Origin of the sequence: Streptomyces sp. NBC_01591 (genome assembly GCF_035918155.1) — a bacterium.
Classification (GTDB): domain Bacteria; phylum Actinomycetota; class Actinomycetes; order Streptomycetales; family Streptomycetaceae; genus Streptomyces.
The window spans coordinates 295,346-311,886 of the sequence record NZ_CP109327.1 but is presented as its reverse complement, the minus strand read 5'-3'; the positions used below and the strand labels follow the sequence as shown (position 1 = coordinate 311,886).

The following is a 16,541-nucleotide window of genomic DNA, read 5'->3' as shown; positions in this document are numbered from 1 at the left end:
CGATCCCAGCCTGGTCGCCCCGCATTGCACTGGCGCCCGCCGCCACCGGACCGGTCCGGTGGCGGCGGGCGGACGCAGGCCACCCGGCCGAGTCGCGATCGCCACAGGCACCACCGCCACGGCTCCCACTGACGCGCTGCATACCCCCTCACCGTATGATGAGTGGGTGAAATCCGAGGTGACGAGGCGCCCGAGGGCTGCGACGTGGTGGGGTCGGTTTGTGCTCGCCGTCGCGCTGCTCGTCGGCATCGTGCTGATGCACAGCCTCGGCCACCCTGGCGAGCACGTGGATGCCACGCACGTATCAGGCGGGCACGTGGCCGCCGCAATGGAGCATGTGGTGGCCGACGCCGGCCACGCCACGCACCCCGACCCCGCCCCCGCGCACGGGGTCGGCTTCGCGGGCGTGTGCCTGGCGGTGCTTGGCGCCGGGGTCGGCATCGTGCTGGCGGTCCGTGGCGCGCTCGTACGACGAGGCCGACGCAATGCGGCCGACGAGCCGCCGACTGCCGTGCGGCTTGCCAATGCCCTCTGGGTGATCCCGCCGCCCGAGTCACCCAGGTCCCTGCTGACCCGCCTCTCGTTGTTGCGCATATAGGCAGACCGGCCGCTCCGCGTCGTGAGCGGAAAGCCTTGTTCATGCAACGACTACCTCAAGAGGTTGCACAGTCATGTCCCGACTCACCCGTCGTACTGTCCTCGGCGCCGGCCTCGCCGCCGCCGGCACCGGTCTGCTGACCGCCTGCTCAGGTTCCATGGGCGACATGGACCACTCCTCCGTCGGGGGTGGCATGGCGTCGAGCGCCGACTACCTCGGCCCGGACAGCAAGGAGGTCGCCGCGACCGAAGCCCTCCGCAAGCCCGGCCCGGAACGGCGGTTCAAGCTGACCGCTGTCGAGACCCCACTCGACCTCGGCGGAGGACGGACCGTCCGGACGTGGGCGTACGGGGACGACCTCCCCGGCAAAGAAGTCAGGGTCACCGCCGGCGACACCTTGACGCTCACCCTCGCGAACCACCTTCCCGAGGCCACCTCCGTCCACTGGCACGGACTTGCCCTGCGCAACGACATGGACGGTGTCCCCGGTCTCACGCAGCGCGACATCAAGCCGGGCGGCTCCTTCGACTACCGCTTCGCGGTCTCCCACCCCGGCACCTACTGGTTCCATCCGCACTCCGGCGTTCAGCAGGACCGCGGCCTGTACGCCCCGCTGATCGTCGAAGATCCCAAGGAACCGCTCAAGTACGACAAGGAGTGGGTGATCGTCCTCGACGACTGGGTCGATGGCGTCGACGGTTCCACTCCGGACGCCGTGCTTGCCGAGCTGAGCAAGGGCATGGGCGGCATGGACCACGGGGGATCGGGCGGCATGGAGGGCCACGACACGTCGAAGATGTCGATGACCACCCGGAAGTCCCCCCGCCGAAGCCTTCTGGGCCCTCCCGGATGCTCATGGGCGCAACGAGCGACCTGCTCGGCGGCGACGCCGGAGACGTCGGCTAACCGCACTACCTGATCAACGGCCGGACGCCGGACCAGCCGCAGACCTTCAGAGCCCGCCCCGGCGACCGGATCAGGCTCCGGGCCATCAACGCCAGCGGCGACACCGCCTTCCGTATCGCCCTCGGCGGCCACAAACTCACCGTCACGCACACCGACGGCTTCCCCGTCGAGCAGACGCAGGCCGACGCACTCCTGCTCGGCATGGGCGAACGCATCGACGCCGTCGTGACCGTCCGGGATGGCACCTTCCCGCTCACCGCGCTCGCCGAGGGCAAAAGCCGCTCCGCCCTCGCCGTCCTGCGCACCGGCGGCGGCGCTGCGCCTACCGCCTCCGCACGCCCGAAGGAGCTCGACGGGAAGGTCGTCCATGGCGGTCAGTTGAAGGCGGCCGAGTCCGTACGGCTTGAGTCCGGGCGCCCGGACCGGACGATCGAGTTCAAGCTCACCGGCTCGATGATGAAGTACGACTAGTGTGATGCGCCAGAAAAGGTGATCTTAAGTCTGCCGCTGGTTTTCGGTGCTGGGTGGGCTGATTTTGGTGAGGTAGTCGGCGAGGGAGTTGAGGATCTCGTCGGCGGTCTTGGTCCAGGTGAAGGGCCGTGGGCTCTCGTTCCAGGTGTCGATCCAGGCGGTGATGTCGTCCTCCAGGGCTGTCACGGAGGTGTGGACGCCGCGGCGGATGAGTTTGTCGGTCAGCAGGCCGAACCACCGCTCGACCTGGTTCATCCAGGAGGAGCCCGTGGGGGTGAAGTGGATGTGGAAGCGCGGGTGTTTGCCCAGCCACGTCTTGATCTCGGCGGTGTTGTGGGTGGCGTAGTTGTCACAGACGAGGTGGACGTCGAGCCCGGCGGGCACTGCCTTGTCGATCCGGACCAAGAACTTCTTGAACTCAATCGCACGGTGGCGGCGGTGGAGCTGAGATATGACGGTGCCGTCAGTGATGTTGAAGGCGGCGAACAGGCTGGTGATGCCGTGCCGGTAGTAGTCGTGGGTCCGGCGTTCGGGCATGCCCGGCATCATCGGCAGGACTGGCTGTGAGCGGTCCAGTGCCTGGATCTGGGACTTCTCGTCCACGCAGAGCACGACCGCCTTCTCGGGCGGATGGTGGTACAGGCCGACGACATCGACGACCTTGGCGACGAACTGCGGATCGGTGGAAAGTTTGAAGGAGTCCTGCAGGTGGGGCTTGAGGTCGAACTTCTTCCAGATCCGGCCGATAGTCGACTTCGACAGGCCGGTGCGCTGGGCCATCGAGGACCGTGACCAGTGCGTGTCCCTGCCCGCGGTCGACTCCAGGGTGGCCACGATGACCTCCTCGACCCGGTCGAGGAGAATCGAGGGCGGCCGGCCCGAGCGGGGCTCGTCATGCAGACCGTCGAGGCGTTTGGCGATGAACCGGGCCCGCCAGCGGTCCACGGTCGACCTGTCGATACCAAGGTCGGCCGCGGCCTGCTGGTTCGTCCCGCCCTCCGCGCAGCGCAGCACGATCTTGGCTCGCAACGCGAGGAACTGAGCGGTCTTCGCCCGCCGCGCCCACTGCGTCAACTGCCTCCGCTCAGCCTCGTCCAGGACCAGGTCGGCCTTCGGCCGCCCAATCCAGCCGGCATCCTCAAGCCCGGCCATCCGCTCTGCCGCGAAAGCCCGACGCCACTTGCCAACCGTCTTGGCCTGGACGCCGACGATCCGTGCGACACCCGCGTTTGACATGCCGTCAGCGCAGGCCAGGACGATGCGGGCCCTCTCGGCCGAGCGCCGGTCCGACATCTTCGTCCGGCGCACCAACTCAGCGCGCTCGGACCCGGACAACGCGATCTCCACAGCGGAAGGACCTGGATACACCATGGCAACAGGGTAGTAAATAACCATCAGGATTTCTGGCGCATCACACTAGCGATGTTTCTGTTCCCCGAGGTCGGCTACCGGCTGGTCTGGGACAAGCTGACCGCTGGCCTGGCCGGGATGCCGGTGGTCTGTCCGACGCCGAAGGCTCTTCGTGATCTGCGCCGCCGGCTGGGATACGCGCCGGTCAGGGCGCTGTTCGAGGTACTCGCCGGGCCACTGGCCCAGCCGATGATTGCCGGGGGTGCGGTTCGGTCCGTTTCGGACGGTGTCGTTCGACGGCTGCAGTTCGCAGAAGTTCGCCGACTCCGAGCAGGGTCTGGCTGGGGCGGACGTCTCATCACGGCTATCCGACAATGGAGTTGATGACGCTGGTCGAGACGGGGACCAGGGCGCTTATCGGCGCGGTGTTCGGACCGCCCGCCGGCGGCGAGACCGGTTACGCCTCCCGGCTGTTGCATCTGCTGCGGCCGGACATGCTGGTCCTATGGGACAAGGGTTTCGACGGCAATGGCTTCCTCGCCGCAGTGAGGGCGACCGACGCCCAGGTACTGGGCCGGCTCCGCGCCAACCGTCGTGCCCCGGTCCTGACACGTCTGGCCGACGGTTCGTACCTGTCGGTGATCGGCACCGAGAAAGTACGTGTCATCGACGCGAACATCACGGTGACCTGCGCGGACGGCACCGTCTTCACCGGTTCCTACCGCCTGGTCACCACCCTGACCGACGCCCGGCGTTACCCGGCGGCCACGCTGGCGGGCCTCTACCACCAGCGGTGGGAACACGAATCGGCGTACTACGCGCTCCGCCACACCATCATGGACGGGCGCGTCCTGCGCTCGGGCGACCCGGCCGGTGCCGAGCAGGAAATGTGGGCTCTGCTCACGCTCTACCAGGCCCTGCGGATTGTGATGGTCGAGGCCGCCGAGTCCCAGCCCGGCACCGACCCGGACCGTTGTTGCTTCACCGTCGCCGTCCAGACCGCCCGTGATCAGGTCGTCCAGGCCGCCGGCGTCCTCCCCACCGACCCCGCGGCTGTCCATTGCGCCGGACTGATCGGGGACCGGATCCTGACCCGTCTCCTCCCACTCCGGTGGCAGCGGGTCAGCACCCGCAAGGTCAAGTCACCGATGTCCCGCTACAGCACCCGCCACGACGACGGCAGGCCCGATACCAGCCGCACCATCACCGGTCTCGACATCAGCGTCTTCGAGCCCTGCGAAGCGCACCCCCAGATCCCCGCCGTCTCCCGCGATGACCGGCACACCGCCCCCGCCGATCGCCGCCACCGGATCCTGGCTCTGCTCGAAGAAGACCCCACCCGCCTCTGGCGCCCCCGCGACATCGCCTCCCACTTCGGCGACATCACCATGGAAACCATGTATAGACAGCTCTCCAGATGGGCCGAGACCGGCCTCATCCACAAGCTCGGCCCCGGGCTCTACGCCGCCACGACATGGTCACCAACGCCCCTTGCATGACCTGCGAAAACGTTAAGGGCTCGTAAGGAATCAACACGTTGGTTTGGTCTCTGTCGTGAGGGTCGCGCCGTGTGCGGTGGCGTGGACGAGGAGTCCTGCCAGGGTGCTGAGGTGTGCTGCTGGGGGCTGGGGTGTGTGCGTGCTGGTCCATCAGTCGTCGGATCTCGCTGGTGGTGTGGCGGATGGTGTCCTTGCTGACGGCGAAGAGGTGGGCCAGCACGGTAGGCGGCAGAGCGAGGTTTTGTTGCAGCACGGTGGCCAGGACCCGGTCGGCCAGGTCGAGTTTGGCTTTGCGGCCGCCGCCCGGGGCCCGGCGCCGGGTGCCGCCGTCGCGTCGGGTGGCCGGGTCCTGTTTTGCAGCGCCTGCCAGCCAGGGGTCAGGGTCTCGGTCAGCTCGGCCAGTGCGGTGCAGGTCATGCCGGTCAGCGCGGGATGTGACAGGGCACCGCGGTCGAAGACCGCCGCCGGCCCGGGCGTCGGCCTGGTGGGGTCTGCCGGGCTGGCGGGGTGGGGGTGCACGGTGTAGTTCCATTCGCCGTGGAAGGCATGTCCGGTGACCGGCGCCGCGTTCAGCTCGGTGTCGCTGACCTTCACACCGGTGGGATAGGTGCCGGTGTCGAGTTCGGCGTGGACGGTGAGACCGGTGCGGGTGGTGGTCGCGGCGATGGACTGCACGACGACCTCGTGGCTGTTCAGCGCTCTGCCGCGCCAGTTCATGGTGATCGCGGAGAACAGCCGATGCTCCACCTTGTTCCACTTCGATGTGCCCGGCGGCATGTGGCAGACCGTGACGGCCAGGCCGGTCCGGGCGGCGAACGCGGCCAACTCGGTCTTGAAGGCCCGGGTGCGGTAGCCGTTGGAGCCGCCGGCATCGGCAGTGATCAACAGACGTCTGGCCTGCGGGTAGTCGAGGCGTCCTTGCCCGTTCCACCAACGGCGGATCGATTCGACCGCGAAGGCTGCGGTGTCGTGATCCGTACCGACATTCACCCAGCCGGTGTCCGCCGCCAGATCGTAGATGCCATAAGGCAGGGCCTTGCCCAGTGCATCGCTGGGGAAGTCATGGACGTCAACCCGCACGGGTTCACCGGCCGGCCGCCATTGACGTCCCGCATTCTTGAAATCCCCGACGACTTCCTTCTTTTTCGTGTCCACACTGACCACCGGCTCGCCCTCCGCCTGATGGTCCTTGACCTGGTCGTTGATGTACCGGAACTGCGCGTCCCGGTCGGGGTGCTGAGCGCCCTCAAGGGTCTTGGCATTGGCCTGCAGACTGAAACCGTTCTCCCGCAGCAGCCTGCCCACGGTCGGCGCCGACGCGGTATGGCCCTGCCGCGTCAGCTCCCCGGCCAGAGACCGCAGCGACTTGGTCGTCCACCGCAGCGGCGACATCGGATCCCCCCGCTCATCCGGCTCGACCAGCGCCAGCAACGCCGGAACGAGCAGCCGGTCAAGCTTCTCGGCGCTCTTGCGACCGCCGCCGTCCCGGCGGACCCGGCCATCGGGCAGTGGGTCCTCACCGCCCTCCAACTCGAAGACACCCTTCCGCACCGTCGTCTCGCTCACCCCTGCGGCACGCGCGACGGCCCGGACCCCACCGTGCCCCAGCAGCCGGGCCTCGGCGGCCAGCGCCAGCCGCTGCTGCCGCTCATTCAGATGAGGGAACAACACTCCGAATCTCAGGGCAAGTTGGTCACGAACCTCACTCGGTATGCGCATACCACACCAACGACAGGGAGACCGTGAAGCAACGTGTTGATTCTTTACGAGCCCTTACTGATCGTTTCAGAATGAAGTTCTGAGTCGTCTCAAGCAGATGATGCTGCATGCGAGTTGGAGCAAGGCGAGGTGTAGGTCGGCCCGTATCTCATAGCGGATGCGGAGCCGTTTGAACTGATGCAGCCAGGCGAAGGTTCGCTCGACGACCCACCGGGTCTTGCCCAGCCCGGAGCCGTGCGGGGTGCTGCGGCGGGCGATCTTGGGTGTGATCCCACGCGCCCGGACGAGGCGCCGGTACTTGTCGAAGTCGTAGCCGCGGTCGGCGAACAGCCGCAGAGGTCGGTGACGTGGCCGGCCGCGCAGTCCGCGAATGTGGGGTATGGCGTCCAGCAGGGGCGTGAGCTGGGTGACGTCGTGACGGTTTCCGCTGGTCAGAGAGACAGCAAGGGGAGTGCCGTGCCGGTCGACGATGATGTGGTGCTTGCTGCCGGGCCGGGCACGGTCGACCGGCGAAGGTCCGGTGTGAGCCCCTCTTTGAGCGCCCTGACGTGCGAACCGTCGATCGCAGCGTCATCCATCTCCAGCAGACCTTCTCTGTGTAGTTCTGCAAGCAGGACCTCATGCAGGCGGGGCCATACGCCAGCCTCGGTCCAGTCCCGCAGGCGCCGCCAGGCCGTCACCCCACTGCAGCCGACCAGCTCTGCAGGTACATCCCGCCGCGCTCGCGCCGCCCGGATCGTCGCAGGCGAAATCCCCGACTACGTGCGGAGCGCGGCCAGGCAGGAGCCAAGGCCGCTCAAGCCGAACCACAAAGTGGTCCAGGCCCAGCCAGAGCAACCAGCCAGAGCACTCATCCCTCCCAGGAGTACCCCGCTCGTACCTCGGGACCGGGAGCAGTACGCGGACAACGCACCGCCGATGTGGGTGAGAGGAACCTTCCATGCCCAAGATGACTGGTGCTGCTCCGCGGAAGTTCGTTGAGGGGCGTTTATCAGGCGGCCTTGAGTGGGGCAGCACGAGGCAAGCGGCAGGGCTGAATCAGGACACCGGGACACCCCTGACCCGCCCGCGCTGCGGCCCCTCGCGCCGCTGCACAGGAAGTCGGCCGGGCCGCCTTCCTGTGCAGCGGCGGTTCCGCCGGCGGACGCTCAGGCCCGCAGGGGCCGCGCCCGCCTCACCCCACCCGCCTTCGCGCCCGCCGCTGAAACCTGCCAGGCCGCCCGGCCCAGCAGCAGGCACAGCGGGGTGTAGAGCAGCAGGTTGAGCCAGTAGAACATGTCGCCAGGGTCCGCCCAGGCCCCCGTCACCCAGACCAGTCCGACCGCGCCGCGGGCCAGCAGTCCGGCGGCCACCGCCCGGCTCCCCCAGCGCGGCAACACGGCGGGCAGCCGGCGGGCCAGGGCCGGCAGCCGACCGCCGTGGACCAGCACCAGCGTCGCGCCCGAGAAGAGCAGTCCCGCGAGTGGGACCAGCACTTGCGGAGTGAACGGCACTTGGGTGTTGAGCACCAGCTGCGAGAGCCGGGTGGTGCTGTGCACCGGCCAGGTCCGCCCGGTGGCCCAGTACAGGTGGATCAGACCGTCCACCGCCAGCACCGCGCCGATCGCGGTGGCCTTGCTGCGGGTGTTCGCCGACTTCACCGGCTTCATGTCGTCACCTCACGGAGTGTCAGGACGCTTGGACACCCGAAGGAGCACCCCGCCCGTCGATCCGTTCCTGTGACGAGGAACACTGCGGCCGGGCGGAAATCGCAGGGAACCTTTCGCCGTCTCGGGGCCTCCCTCCACGGACCCCTGTCACCGATCGACGGAGAAGGCGCCATGCAGGAGCCACCGCCCGGCCTTGCCGAGCTGGTTCGGGCCGCCCAGGGCGGCGACCAACTCGCGGTCGGCCGGCTGCTGGACCTGATCAGCCCGTACGTCCGCCGGCTCTGCGGCCCGATCGCGCTGGACGACGGCGCGGACGCGACCCAGGAGGCACTCATCGTGGTCTTCCGCAAGCTGCGCCAACTCCGGGATCCCGCCGCACTGTTCGGCTGGGTCCGGGCGATCGCGGTGCGGGAGGCGGTGCGGTACGCCACCCGTTCGGCGCGCTCGCAGCCGGCCGAGCTCGGCGAACTCCCAGCGCCCGGCGACCCCCAACTCGCCGCGGACATCCGCGACGTGCTGTCCCGGCTCTCCCCGGAGCATCGCGCCGTGCTGCTCCTGCGCGACCTGGAGGGGCTGGATGAACGGCAGACCGCGGCACTGCTCGCGGTCGCGCCCGGGACGGTCAAGTCCCGCCTCTCCCGGGCCCGACTCAGCTTCCGAAAGGCGTGGCAGCAGTGACCGAGACCCCGATGCCGCAGTGGCCCGTCGCCGCCTTCGACCCGGTCCGCCGCCTGCATGTGATCGCCGCGACCACGCCCGGAGCGGCGCGGATCGGCGAGGCCGTTCTCGACGCACCGTTCGAGCGGGTCTGGTCGATCGCCCAGGACCTGGAACGCACGATGCCACTCTGGATCCCCGATGTCCGCACGGTCCGTCTCCTCGCCCCCGAGTCGACCGGTGCTCCGCTCCAGGCCCGGATCCACGGCCACACCCGGCTCCGTGCGACCTTCGCCATCGACCTCGCCCCCGGCTGGTGCCTGATGCAGAGCCGCCTCCTCCTCGGCGGAATGGCGGCCCGCCCCGAGACCGACCGTACGACCCGCTTCGCCTTCCTCGGCGGCCTGCGTTTCCCCGGCGCGCGCCTCCTCGCCCCCGCGCTGCGCCCGTTCACCGGGAACCCTCTGGCGCGGTTCGCCGCACTCCTCGACGAGGAGTAGCGGAGACGCTGCGGGGCGGCCACCACCGTAAGGGGCGACGCGAAGCAGCACTGGGGCTGCTCCGCGAAGGTTCGTGGAGGGGTGTTCAGGCTGCTTGGAGTGGGCTGGCGGCGTAGGTCCACTTGAAGGGCCGGGCGGTCTCGTTGCGCTTGATCATGGCCGTGCAGGAAGGTGCGGAACTCCCGTCCCCGCGCCGGGTCCTCGTACTCGTGGTAGCCATGGGGTCGGGCTGTTGCGCGGGCCGCAGCGGACAGCACCCGCTCCAGCACCTGCCTTGAGACGCGCCGGTCGGGTGAACCCACGCACCGCCCGGCGGCTCGTGACCGCCTCATACACGTCCAAGATCATCTACCTCGCTCATTTGCTCCAGTTGTCTACTCGTTGACCATCCGGGACCGCGAAATGCGACAAGGCCCTCTCCTTCGGCCCACCGGTACTGGCGCATCCAGCGCCATGCACCGGCCCTCGACCGTCGCGACGCCCATGGGCCCGTCCCACCCTGAGAGCCGTGACCCGTCTATCCCGGCGGGACCGAATGGGCGCACGCGAGCCCCCTCCGCCTGACCGGGGATCGGGGGACCGCAGCCGGATCCCCCGTCCGAAGCAAGCCGCCGCCCGGCGGGCGCAACGAAAGGGCTGCCGGGCTGGGACGGAGCACACAGGAGGCGGTGAAGTCAGGAGAGCCAGTCGGCGTAACGGGTGGCGGAGAGGCGGGCGTCCTTGTCGGTGAGGACGTCACCCTTGACGGCGGCGAACATGCCAGCAGTGGGGTCGGTGACGACCGTGCGGTTGTCGCCCTTGTGGGACAGGGTGATCCGGCCCAGCTCGTCCAGGGCGAAGATCTCGGGGCCGGCGATGTTGCGGATGCCGTTCAGCGGGGCACCTGCGGCGACCTCCGCCACCGCGGCGGCCACGTCCTTGGAGGCGATCGGCTGGATTGGTGTGGCGGGCAGCCGTACGGTGTCGGCGTCGGCGGTCCAGGACAGGACGGCGTCCATGAACTCCATGAACTGCGTCGCCCGGACGATCGAGTAGGGGATCGACCCGGCGGCGAGGAGGTTCTCCTGGAGCGCCTTGGCGCGGTAGTAGTCCAGCTCCGGCACCTGGTCCGTGCCGACGATCGAGAGGATGACGACGTGGCCGACGCCGCCCTTGCGGGCCGCGGCCAGGAGGTTGTCCATCGAGGTCCGGAAGAAGGCCGGGGAGGCATCGTCGAAGGTCGGCGAGTTCGTCAGGTTGACGACGACGTCGGCTCCCGCCACCGCCTCGTCCAGTCCCTGGCCGCTGATGACGTCGACTCCGCTGGACTGCGAGTGCGGCACCACCTCGTACCCGGCGGCGTTCAGAGTCTTGACGACCTGCGACCCGATCAGCCCGGTGCCGCCGATGACCGCGATCTTCATGGCATGCCTTTCGTTGGGGTTATGTGCGGAATATGGCATATGAACGGTTACGTGGGCCGGGCAAGGAGCGGCGCCCTGATCAGCCGAGGAGGGGCGACGTCACAGGCCGTCGACGAACGTGACCGTCTCGTCGAGCGGGGCCCTGAACCGGCTGCTCTTCCCGGGTCCGATCAAGGAGTTTGAGGCCCACCGCGAGGCGTACGGCGACACCTCCGTCCTGCCGACCCAGGACTTCCTGTATGGGATGGAGACGGAGACCGAGCACACGGTCACGCTCGACCCCGGTGTCACCCTGCTGGTCGAGCTGGAGGCCATCTCCGAGGTCGACGAGCGCGGGTTCCGCAGCGTGCTGGCCACTCTCAACGGGCAGTTGCGGCCGGTGTCGGTACGGGACAGGCCCGTCGCCACCGAGGCCAAGGCCGCCGAGAAGGCGGAGCGCGGCAACGAGGGACATGTCGCGGCGCCGTTCGCCGGGGTCGTCCGCTCTTTGAGTTCCTCGTCGCGCACGGAACGGGCGGAAGGAGTTTCGAGGCGTTTCTTGTGGGCGTAGTAGGTGGAAGGGGCGATCTGGCAGTCGTGCCCGGTGAGCGTCCTGCAGATCGTGTGCCGTTCAGAAACTCATCGCTGCTGGTCAAGCCGCGTATCTGTACTCGTTGATGACGCCGCCCAGTACTCGGGTGCGGAGGAGTCGGTGCGCGGTCAAGTCGGTCGGGGGCGCCGGGTGCTCCTGGGCGAGGGGAGGAAGTTGCCCCCGGGCCTGGTGGGGGCGATGGCCGTTGTAGTGGAAGGCGTAGACGTCGAGCACGCGTCGAGCGTGGGCTTCGTTCAGGAGCAGCAGGTGGTCGAGGGCCTCGCGCCGGAGTGTCCCGATGACCCTTTCGTAGTGCGCGTTCATCCGTGGGGCCCGCGGCGCCGTCTTCAGGGTCTCGATGCCCTCGGACGCGAAGACCGCGTCGAAGGACTCGGTGTACTTGCGGTTCCGGTCGCGGACCAAGAAGCGCAGCGACTCCAAGCGCAGGCCCAGGTCGACGGCGAGGTTGCGGGCTTGCTGGACCGTCCACTGCGTGGTCGGATGCGCGGTCACACCAGCGATGTGCAGGCGGCGCGTGCCGTGCTCGAGGAAGACGAGCGCGTAGACCCGGCGGAGATCGACCAGGTCGATGTGCAGGAAGTCGCAGGCGATGACGCCGTCGGCCTGCGCCGTCAGGAACTCTCGCCACGTCGGCCCACCTCTGCGGGGAGCAGGGCCTACTCCGGCAAAAGTCAAGATCTCCCAGACCGTGGAGGCTCCGACCCGATGCCCGAGCCGCGCGAGCTCGCCTTGGATCCTGCGACGCCCCCAACGCGGGTTCTCTGCGGCCAGCCGCAGCACCAGCTTTTGATCGCCTTCGTGGTCGGTGGCCGGCCGGGCCTGCTCCGGCGCTTGCTGTAGTCCCACCGGCGCGCCACGAGCCTTCGATGCCCCGCCGGCACGGTGTCCGGAGTCACCGGGAACACCTGCGCCCACGACGCCGGGGTATCAGCGAGGACAACGCCGCGAACCACAGCCGGTCCGCCGGCTCGTAGCGCACCGGACCTGCAAGTTGCCTGCGCAGCACCGCGTTCTCGTGCCGCAGGACAAGAAGTTCGGCGTCCTTGGCCACCTGCCGACGCAGCAGCAACACCGGGACCGACAACAGCTTCCTCGTCACCCGATAGACCAGCGAGACAATCACCCGCGGCATCGTCCCACGTGACCCTGAGCGCCACCAGACCCCCTACGACCTGCAGCAACGCATTTCTGAACGGCACAGGCCGCCTGGTCGGCAAGGACCCGGAGGCCTTCATGCGAGACGCCGCACTCGAAGCCGCCGAGGACCCGTTCCTCAAGGCCCTCAAGAACGCGGGCGCAACCGTGGCCCGCCTCGCCTCCGCCTTCGGTACCGCCGAGGTCGGCACCAGCTCAGCCGCGGAAGTCACCCGGTGGCCCGACGCGGCGCCTGGTATGCGTGACCTCGAGCACGGCCGCGCTGCGTGACCCGCCACCTCACCCCCCGCGAGCTCCTGCAGGTCGCCCAGACCCTCCCCGGAGACCCGGCATGCCTTGACCTCGGCGTGCTCGACGCCGCATGCGCCCGCACCCGCGCGCGCTACATGGACCAGGACGTCTACGGCTCGACCTGGCTCAATGCAGCGGCCCTCCTGCAGACACTGGCCCTGCACGAACCGCTCGAAGACCGCAACGCATTCTTCGCCTGGCTCGCCGGCGAAGTGTTCCTCGAAGTCAACGGCATCCACATGGACTACCAGCCGGAAGAGGCTCTCGCGCTCGTCATGAGCGCCGGCCACAAGAACGCCAGCGTGCAGGAGATCGCCGCCCAGCTCCGCGGCTGGACCATCACCAGCTGATCGGGCGGCGTGCCTGCCGCCATCGACAGCTTCACTGATGTAGAGCAGGTCGGCGATCTACCTGGTTGCTGAACAGCGGGTCCGTGCACCCGGCGGCTCCACCTCGCCGGTGCTTGTGGCGGCCCTGACGACTGCGCGGGGCTGATGTTCGGACCCTGGAGCCCCGACGGTTCACGGCCGGGGGCTCGGCTGTCCTACGGAGCCGGGCTGATGTCGCCGTTGGTGTCCATGTCGAAGATGCCCTGGGTCTTGCCGTCGACCTTCAGGTGCTTGAGCCAGTGCTTTGAGAGGTTGTGCACGTTCTTGTGCTGCATCTCCCACACCACCGAATGCCCGGCGCAGTCCAGCTTGACCATCAGCTTGTGGTCGCCCGCGATGGCGTTGTAGAGCGCGGGGACCGAGAAGTTGAGTTCCGGATCTTCGCTGGACGTGTTTACCTGCCTGTCGTGCTCCCCGTACGCGATGAGGACCGGCACGCTGCCGCCAAGGACGCCGCCCTGCGCCGCGGTGGTCTTGTTCCAGCCCCACCGGACGAAGTTTCTGATGCGGTTGAGCCCTTCACCTTCCGTCCCCCACGTGCTGCCAACCGGATCGCTTTGCATGATCGCGTCCCACACCACGTGCTCCATCGCGGGTTCGCGCTGGCCCTCGCAGAGCGCCTCATTGCCCCACCCATTCCAGGTTCCCGATTTCGTGCTCACGAACATCGGGAAGCCGGGCCGCGGCAGCGGGTCGGGGGCGTTCGACGTGCCGCCGGGCGGGAAGATCGGCGCCAGCAGGAACAGGCTCGACACCTTGCCGGGGTTCTTGACCGCGTACGGCCCCATCGTGAACGCGGCCGCAGACCAGCCGATGAAGGCGACCTTCTTCACCTTGCGCTCGCGGATGATCCACTCCACGACGGTGTTCAGCTCGTCCCGGTCGCTGTTCGAGTTGGTCAGCTGGAACGGATAGTTCGGCAGGCCTGGCGTGAAACCTGGAGGTCTCGGCTTCAGAAGGTGCTGCTGGGCGGGGTTGACGTTGCGAGGGTCGTCCATCTTCGGCCGCGGCGACAGCCCAGAGCCCTGGAGGTCCATCATGAAGACGTCGTAACCGGCCTTCGCCAGCGCATTGGCCCAGCTGTACGACTTGTACTCGAGATCAAAGCCCGGGAGCACCGGAATGCTCCGGCCGTGGAGCATCAGGACGGCCGTGCGCTCGTCGAGGTGGCCGGGGGGCGTGCCGTCGCGCTCCCGCACGAAGAGCTTGACCTGATCCCCCTCGTTCGCGCCGGGGACGGTGGACTTGTGGGGTATTGCGTGGTTGTGCACTTCGACGGGCATGAGGATCCGTTCTGTGAGCTCGGCCGGGGCGTCGTTGCCCTGCCCAGACCACACTCGAGGCGCGGGACCGTCCGCGCCAAAACAGGGGGGCCAGCCGTGTGACGTGCACTTTCTCCGTGCCGTCGGCGGCCTGCTCCTGTAGTCGTCGTCCTCGAACGGCGACAGCGACAGCGCCACCCCAGTCGGCGGTCAGCTCGACCGCCAGCTCCGCCAGCCCGGCGTGCAGCGCGGCCACCTCCCGCACGATCCGCCTCGGCGTGTTCTCCGGCGCCGCCCAACGAACGCAGGAGCCGTCTCGGTGGCACGGGGGGATCCACCTGTGCGACTGTCGGGTAGCCGGAGCGCGTTGCCGCGCCCCGGCCCCCTCAGAACCGGACTTGCCAGTCGTCCCGGCATCCGGCTCAAGCAAGCCCCAAGGGCTCACAGAACCTGCGTAGTTGGACGTCTGTCGATCTTCGCGTTATGCATCTGATGACAGTCCGCGTGTACGAGGATCAGGTTCTTCTTTTCGTCCGTCCCGCCGTTCTTTCGATAGGTGAGGTGGTGCCTGTTGAGCCCGCCTCCCCTGAGCTGAATCCAGAACCACTCTGCCCAAAAGCGTGGGTCCTCGCGCTCAAATTCAGCTCCGGCAATGAGCGCTTTCCTGCACAGTGGACACAGACCCCTCTGTAGGTAGGCCAACGAGAGTGCCTTCTTGTCCAGCGGCAGGGTGCGTGCTTGCCTCTTCCGGCGATCGTTCCAGTATGTCGCGAGTGCCGGATCGTCCATCGACGCGGATCCTCGCACCTTCACGTGTCGGACAATCTTGGTCCAGGCGAGCTTCTGGAGGTGGGCAAACCCGTGGTGGCGAGGTGACGTTCTAGGTGATGCTGCGGTCGTGATCGAACGGGATGACGCGGTACGCATCGTTGAGGAAGAGCTGGCGCGTAGCCATCAGGCGTGGGTTGCCGCTGGCGTCGAGCAGTTCCCGCGCAGCGTGGTCGTGCGCGTGGTCGAGCACGAGCTCGTCTGGAAGGTCTATGTCCAATCCGAGGAGTATGCGCGAACGCGCAATGTAGCCGCGATGCTGGTGGGACACGGTCCGTATCTGGTCGACCGCGCCAATGGCGGGCTCCACTCGATTGGAGTGCTCTCCGAGATCGAGGGGGCTTGGGAGGACGACTACCGCAGTCGTATCCGAGGGCTGCCGGTCCGCACTCCGGTGGATGATCTCCACGACGAGCTACGGACGGTAGCTGAAGCAACGGGCGGACGCATCGCTGCTGTCCGTGCCCTTCGTCGGAGGGTGACTGGGCTCTCCCCGACGCATGCCCTCGCCTACGTAACCGGGCTGCTCGCGGGTGAAGTGCCGACTCAGCTCCTGGCCATCGCTCACCAGGAGCTTGTGAAACCGCTCGACCGTGTGCTCGCCGTACGTACCTTCGGCGTTGATGTTGATTTCTGAGATGCGACCAGTCGAAACCGCAGAAGGCACGCTGTTGGCCTTGCTGGCCCCTTTCTGGGCGCATGCGTCGCCGTCTCGCAGCTCGGCGCAGGTCCCGACAACCTGCGCAGTCAGCTCGCAGACCCACTGGTTCGGCTGAGGCGGGACATCACGGTGGCTGCACGAGGACGAGGGTCCGCGCAGGCTGACGCCGCCGAGGTTCCCTTCGGCGGCAAGTGTTTCGACCGCTTTGCATGGTTTCGGCGCGCCATTCGCATCCGATATTCGAACAGACGTACTCTTGGGGTGTTGTGCCGAAAGCCTTCTCCTTCCCGCAAGACCTCCTCGACGCCCAGGTCGCCCTCGACGAGCCGTGCCGCGTGCGAGGACTACGCCAAGACCTTGCCGTGGTCGGCCGAGCCGATGCCCGGGTGGGAGGGCGACAAGCAGCTGCACTCCTCCTACCGGTCCCACAAGGAGGACTCTCCCGGGTATACGGAGGGGCAGGCCGCGGAAGTTGCCCGCTTCCGCGCGCGGCTGCTGGAGCTCAGCATCGCCGTGTCCACGCATCCTTTCTGGGATTCCGTCGACGCCGGCGACCGTGTCGAGGCCCGCATGGCACTCAAGCACGCACACGAGCCGGCCGAGGCGTAGCC

14 protein-coding genes and 5 pseudogenes are annotated in these 16,541 nt (G+C 68.1%); 11 read left to right on the top strand and 8 right to left on the bottom strand.

Annotated elements, in window-relative coordinates; genetic code table 11:
* The first annotated feature begins 166 nt into the window (after positions 1–166).
* A complete protein-coding gene (locus OG978_RS01620; RefSeq protein WP_326763456.1) occupies positions 167–598 on the top strand; it encodes a DUF6153 family protein in 432 nt (143 codons plus the stop codon).
* Between the two features lie 73 nt (positions 599–671).
* A pseudogene (locus OG978_RS01615) lies at positions 672–1,972 on the top strand (multicopper oxidase family protein); the annotation flags it as partial.
* A gap of 27 nt (positions 1,973–1,999) precedes the next feature.
* Here OG978_RS01615 and OG978_RS01605 read toward each other — a convergent pair.
* Positions 2,000–3,346, bottom strand: coding sequence for an IS630 family transposase (locus tag OG978_RS01605; protein ID WP_326763454.1), 1,347 nt, complete (start codon positions 3,344–3,346; stop codon positions 2,000–2,002).
* Between the two features lie 51 nt (positions 3,347–3,397).
* Between OG978_RS01605 and OG978_RS48160 the strand changes: the two genes are divergently transcribed.
* Together OG978_RS48160 and OG978_RS01600 are read left to right on the top strand one after the other, a co-directional pair.
* Positions 3,398–3,709, top strand: a complete 312-nt coding sequence (locus OG978_RS48160) for a transposase domain-containing protein (protein ID WP_442817638.1) — start codon at positions 3,398–3,400, stop codon at positions 3,707–3,709.
* On the top strand, positions 3,667–4,824 hold the full coding sequence (locus OG978_RS01600) for a transposase (RefSeq protein ID WP_442817815.1): 1,158 nt from the start codon (positions 3,667–3,669) through the stop codon (positions 4,822–4,824). The genes OG978_RS48160 and OG978_RS01600 overlap by 43 nt, the downstream gene beginning before the upstream one ends.
* Positions 4,825–4,854: 30 nt before the next feature.
* Here OG978_RS01600 and OG978_RS01595 read toward each other — a convergent pair.
* The 3 genes and pseudogenes from OG978_RS01595 to OG978_RS01585 form a co-directional block, all read right to left on the bottom strand.
* Positions 4,855–6,543: pseudogene (locus OG978_RS01595) on the bottom strand (ISAzo13 family transposase).
* 66 nt (positions 6,544–6,609) lie between these two features.
* Positions 6,610–7,253: pseudogene (locus OG978_RS01590) on the bottom strand (IS5 family transposase); the annotation flags it as partial.
* A gap of 438 nt (positions 7,254–7,691) precedes the next feature.
* Positions 7,692–8,192, bottom strand: a complete 501-nt coding sequence (locus OG978_RS01585; protein WP_326763453.1) for a DUF3995 domain-containing protein — start codon at positions 8,190–8,192, stop codon at positions 7,692–7,694.
* A 171-nt stretch (positions 8,193–8,363) separates the two neighbouring features.
* Here OG978_RS01585 and OG978_RS01580 point away from each other — a divergent pair, with 171 nt between their 5' ends.
* Together OG978_RS01580 and OG978_RS01575 are read left to right on the top strand one after the other, a co-directional pair.
* On the top strand, positions 8,364–8,870 hold the full coding sequence (locus tag OG978_RS01580) for an RNA polymerase sigma factor (protein WP_326763452.1): 507 nt from the start codon (positions 8,364–8,366) through the stop codon (positions 8,868–8,870).
* Positions 8,867–9,349: a hypothetical protein gene (locus OG978_RS01575; RefSeq protein WP_326763451.1), complete on the top strand. Its 483-nt coding sequence runs from the start codon at positions 8,867–8,869 to the stop codon at positions 9,347–9,349. Before OG978_RS01580 ends, OG978_RS01575 begins: the two co-directional genes overlap by 4 nt.
* Positions 9,350–10,023: 674 nt before the next feature.
* On the opposite strand, the gene OG978_RS01570 is transcribed toward OG978_RS01575, so the two are convergent.
* Positions 10,024–10,752 (bottom strand): SDR family oxidoreductase, encoded by a 729-nt coding sequence (locus tag OG978_RS01570; RefSeq protein WP_326763450.1) that lies wholly within the window; start codon positions 10,750–10,752, stop codon positions 10,024–10,026.
* 127 nt (positions 10,753–10,879) lie between these two features.
* Here OG978_RS01570 and OG978_RS01565 point away from each other — a divergent pair.
* Positions 10,880–11,233 (top strand): annotated as a pseudogene (locus OG978_RS01565) (pyruvate carboxylase); the annotation flags it as partial.
* A 150-nt stretch (positions 11,234–11,383) separates the two neighbouring features.
* Here the strand turns inward: OG978_RS01565 and OG978_RS01560 are convergent.
* Positions 11,384–12,467, bottom strand: a pseudogene (locus OG978_RS01560) (integrase core domain-containing protein).
* A gap of 110 nt (positions 12,468–12,577) precedes the next feature.
* Here OG978_RS01560 and OG978_RS01555 point away from each other — a divergent pair.
* Together OG978_RS01555 and OG978_RS01550 are read left to right on the top strand one after the other, a co-directional pair.
* Positions 12,578–12,769 carry a hypothetical protein gene (locus tag OG978_RS01555; RefSeq protein ID WP_326763449.1) on the top strand — a complete coding sequence of 64 codons (192 nt, stop codon included), beginning with the start codon at positions 12,578–12,580 and terminating at the stop codon, positions 12,767–12,769.
* Positions 12,766–13,140, top strand: coding sequence for a fic family toxin-antitoxin system, toxin component (locus tag OG978_RS01550; RefSeq protein ID WP_326763448.1), 375 nt, complete (start codon positions 12,766–12,768; stop codon positions 13,138–13,140). The genes OG978_RS01555 and OG978_RS01550 overlap by 4 nt, the downstream gene beginning before the upstream one ends.
* 194 nt (positions 13,141–13,334) lie before the next feature.
* Here OG978_RS01550 and OG978_RS01545 read toward each other — a convergent pair whose 3' ends face one another.
* Both OG978_RS01545 and OG978_RS01540 read right to left on the bottom strand, forming a co-directional pair.
* Positions 13,335–14,378 carry an alpha/beta fold hydrolase gene (locus OG978_RS01545; RefSeq protein ID WP_326769897.1) on the bottom strand — a complete coding sequence of 348 codons (1,044 nt, stop codon included), beginning with the start codon at positions 14,376–14,378 and terminating at the stop codon, positions 13,335–13,337.
* Between the two features lie 504 nt (positions 14,379–14,882).
* Positions 14,883–15,230: an HNH endonuclease gene (locus tag OG978_RS01540; RefSeq protein ID WP_326763447.1), complete on the bottom strand. Its 348-nt coding sequence runs from the start codon at positions 15,228–15,230 to the stop codon at positions 14,883–14,885.
* 109 nt (positions 15,231–15,339) lie between these two features.
* Here OG978_RS01540 and OG978_RS01535 point away from each other — a divergent pair, with 109 nt between their 5' ends.
* Positions 15,340–15,906, top strand: a complete 567-nt coding sequence (locus tag OG978_RS01535) for a YrhB domain-containing protein (RefSeq protein ID WP_326763446.1) — start codon at positions 15,340–15,342, stop codon at positions 15,904–15,906.
* A 288-nt stretch (positions 15,907–16,194) separates the two neighbouring features.
* Positions 16,195–16,539, top strand: coding sequence for a hypothetical protein (locus OG978_RS01530; RefSeq protein ID WP_326763445.1), 345 nt, complete (start codon positions 16,195–16,197; stop codon positions 16,537–16,539).
* Positions 16,540–16,541: the final 2 nt, after the last annotated feature.

Bases quoted from the DNA above. Each gene is read 5' to 3' on its own strand.
- OG978_RS01605 (WP_326763454.1), bottom strand. From the start codon at position 3,346: ATGGTGTATCCAGGTCCTTCCGCTGTGGAGATCGCGTTGTCCGGGTCC.
- OG978_RS48160 (WP_442817638.1), top strand. From the start codon at position 3,398: ATGTTTCTGTTCCCCGAGGTCGGCTACCGGCTGGTCTGGGACAAGCTG.
- OG978_RS01585 (WP_326763453.1), bottom strand. From the start codon at position 8,192: ATGAAGCCGGTGAAGTCGGCGAACACCCGCAGCAAGGCCACCGCGATC.
- OG978_RS01580 (WP_326763452.1), top strand. From the start codon at position 8,364: ATGCAGGAGCCACCGCCCGGCCTTGCCGAGCTGGTTCGGGCCGCCCAG.
- OG978_RS01570 (WP_326763450.1), bottom strand. From the start codon at position 10,752: ATGAAGATCGCGGTCATCGGCGGCACCGGGCTGATCGGGTCGCAGGTC.
- OG978_RS01555 (WP_326763449.1), top strand. From the start codon at position 12,578: ATGCGAGACGCCGCACTCGAAGCCGCCGAGGACCCGTTCCTCAAGGCC.
- OG978_RS01540 (WP_326763447.1), bottom strand. From the start codon at position 15,230: ATGGACGATCCGGCACTCGCGACATACTGGAACGATCGCCGGAAGAGG.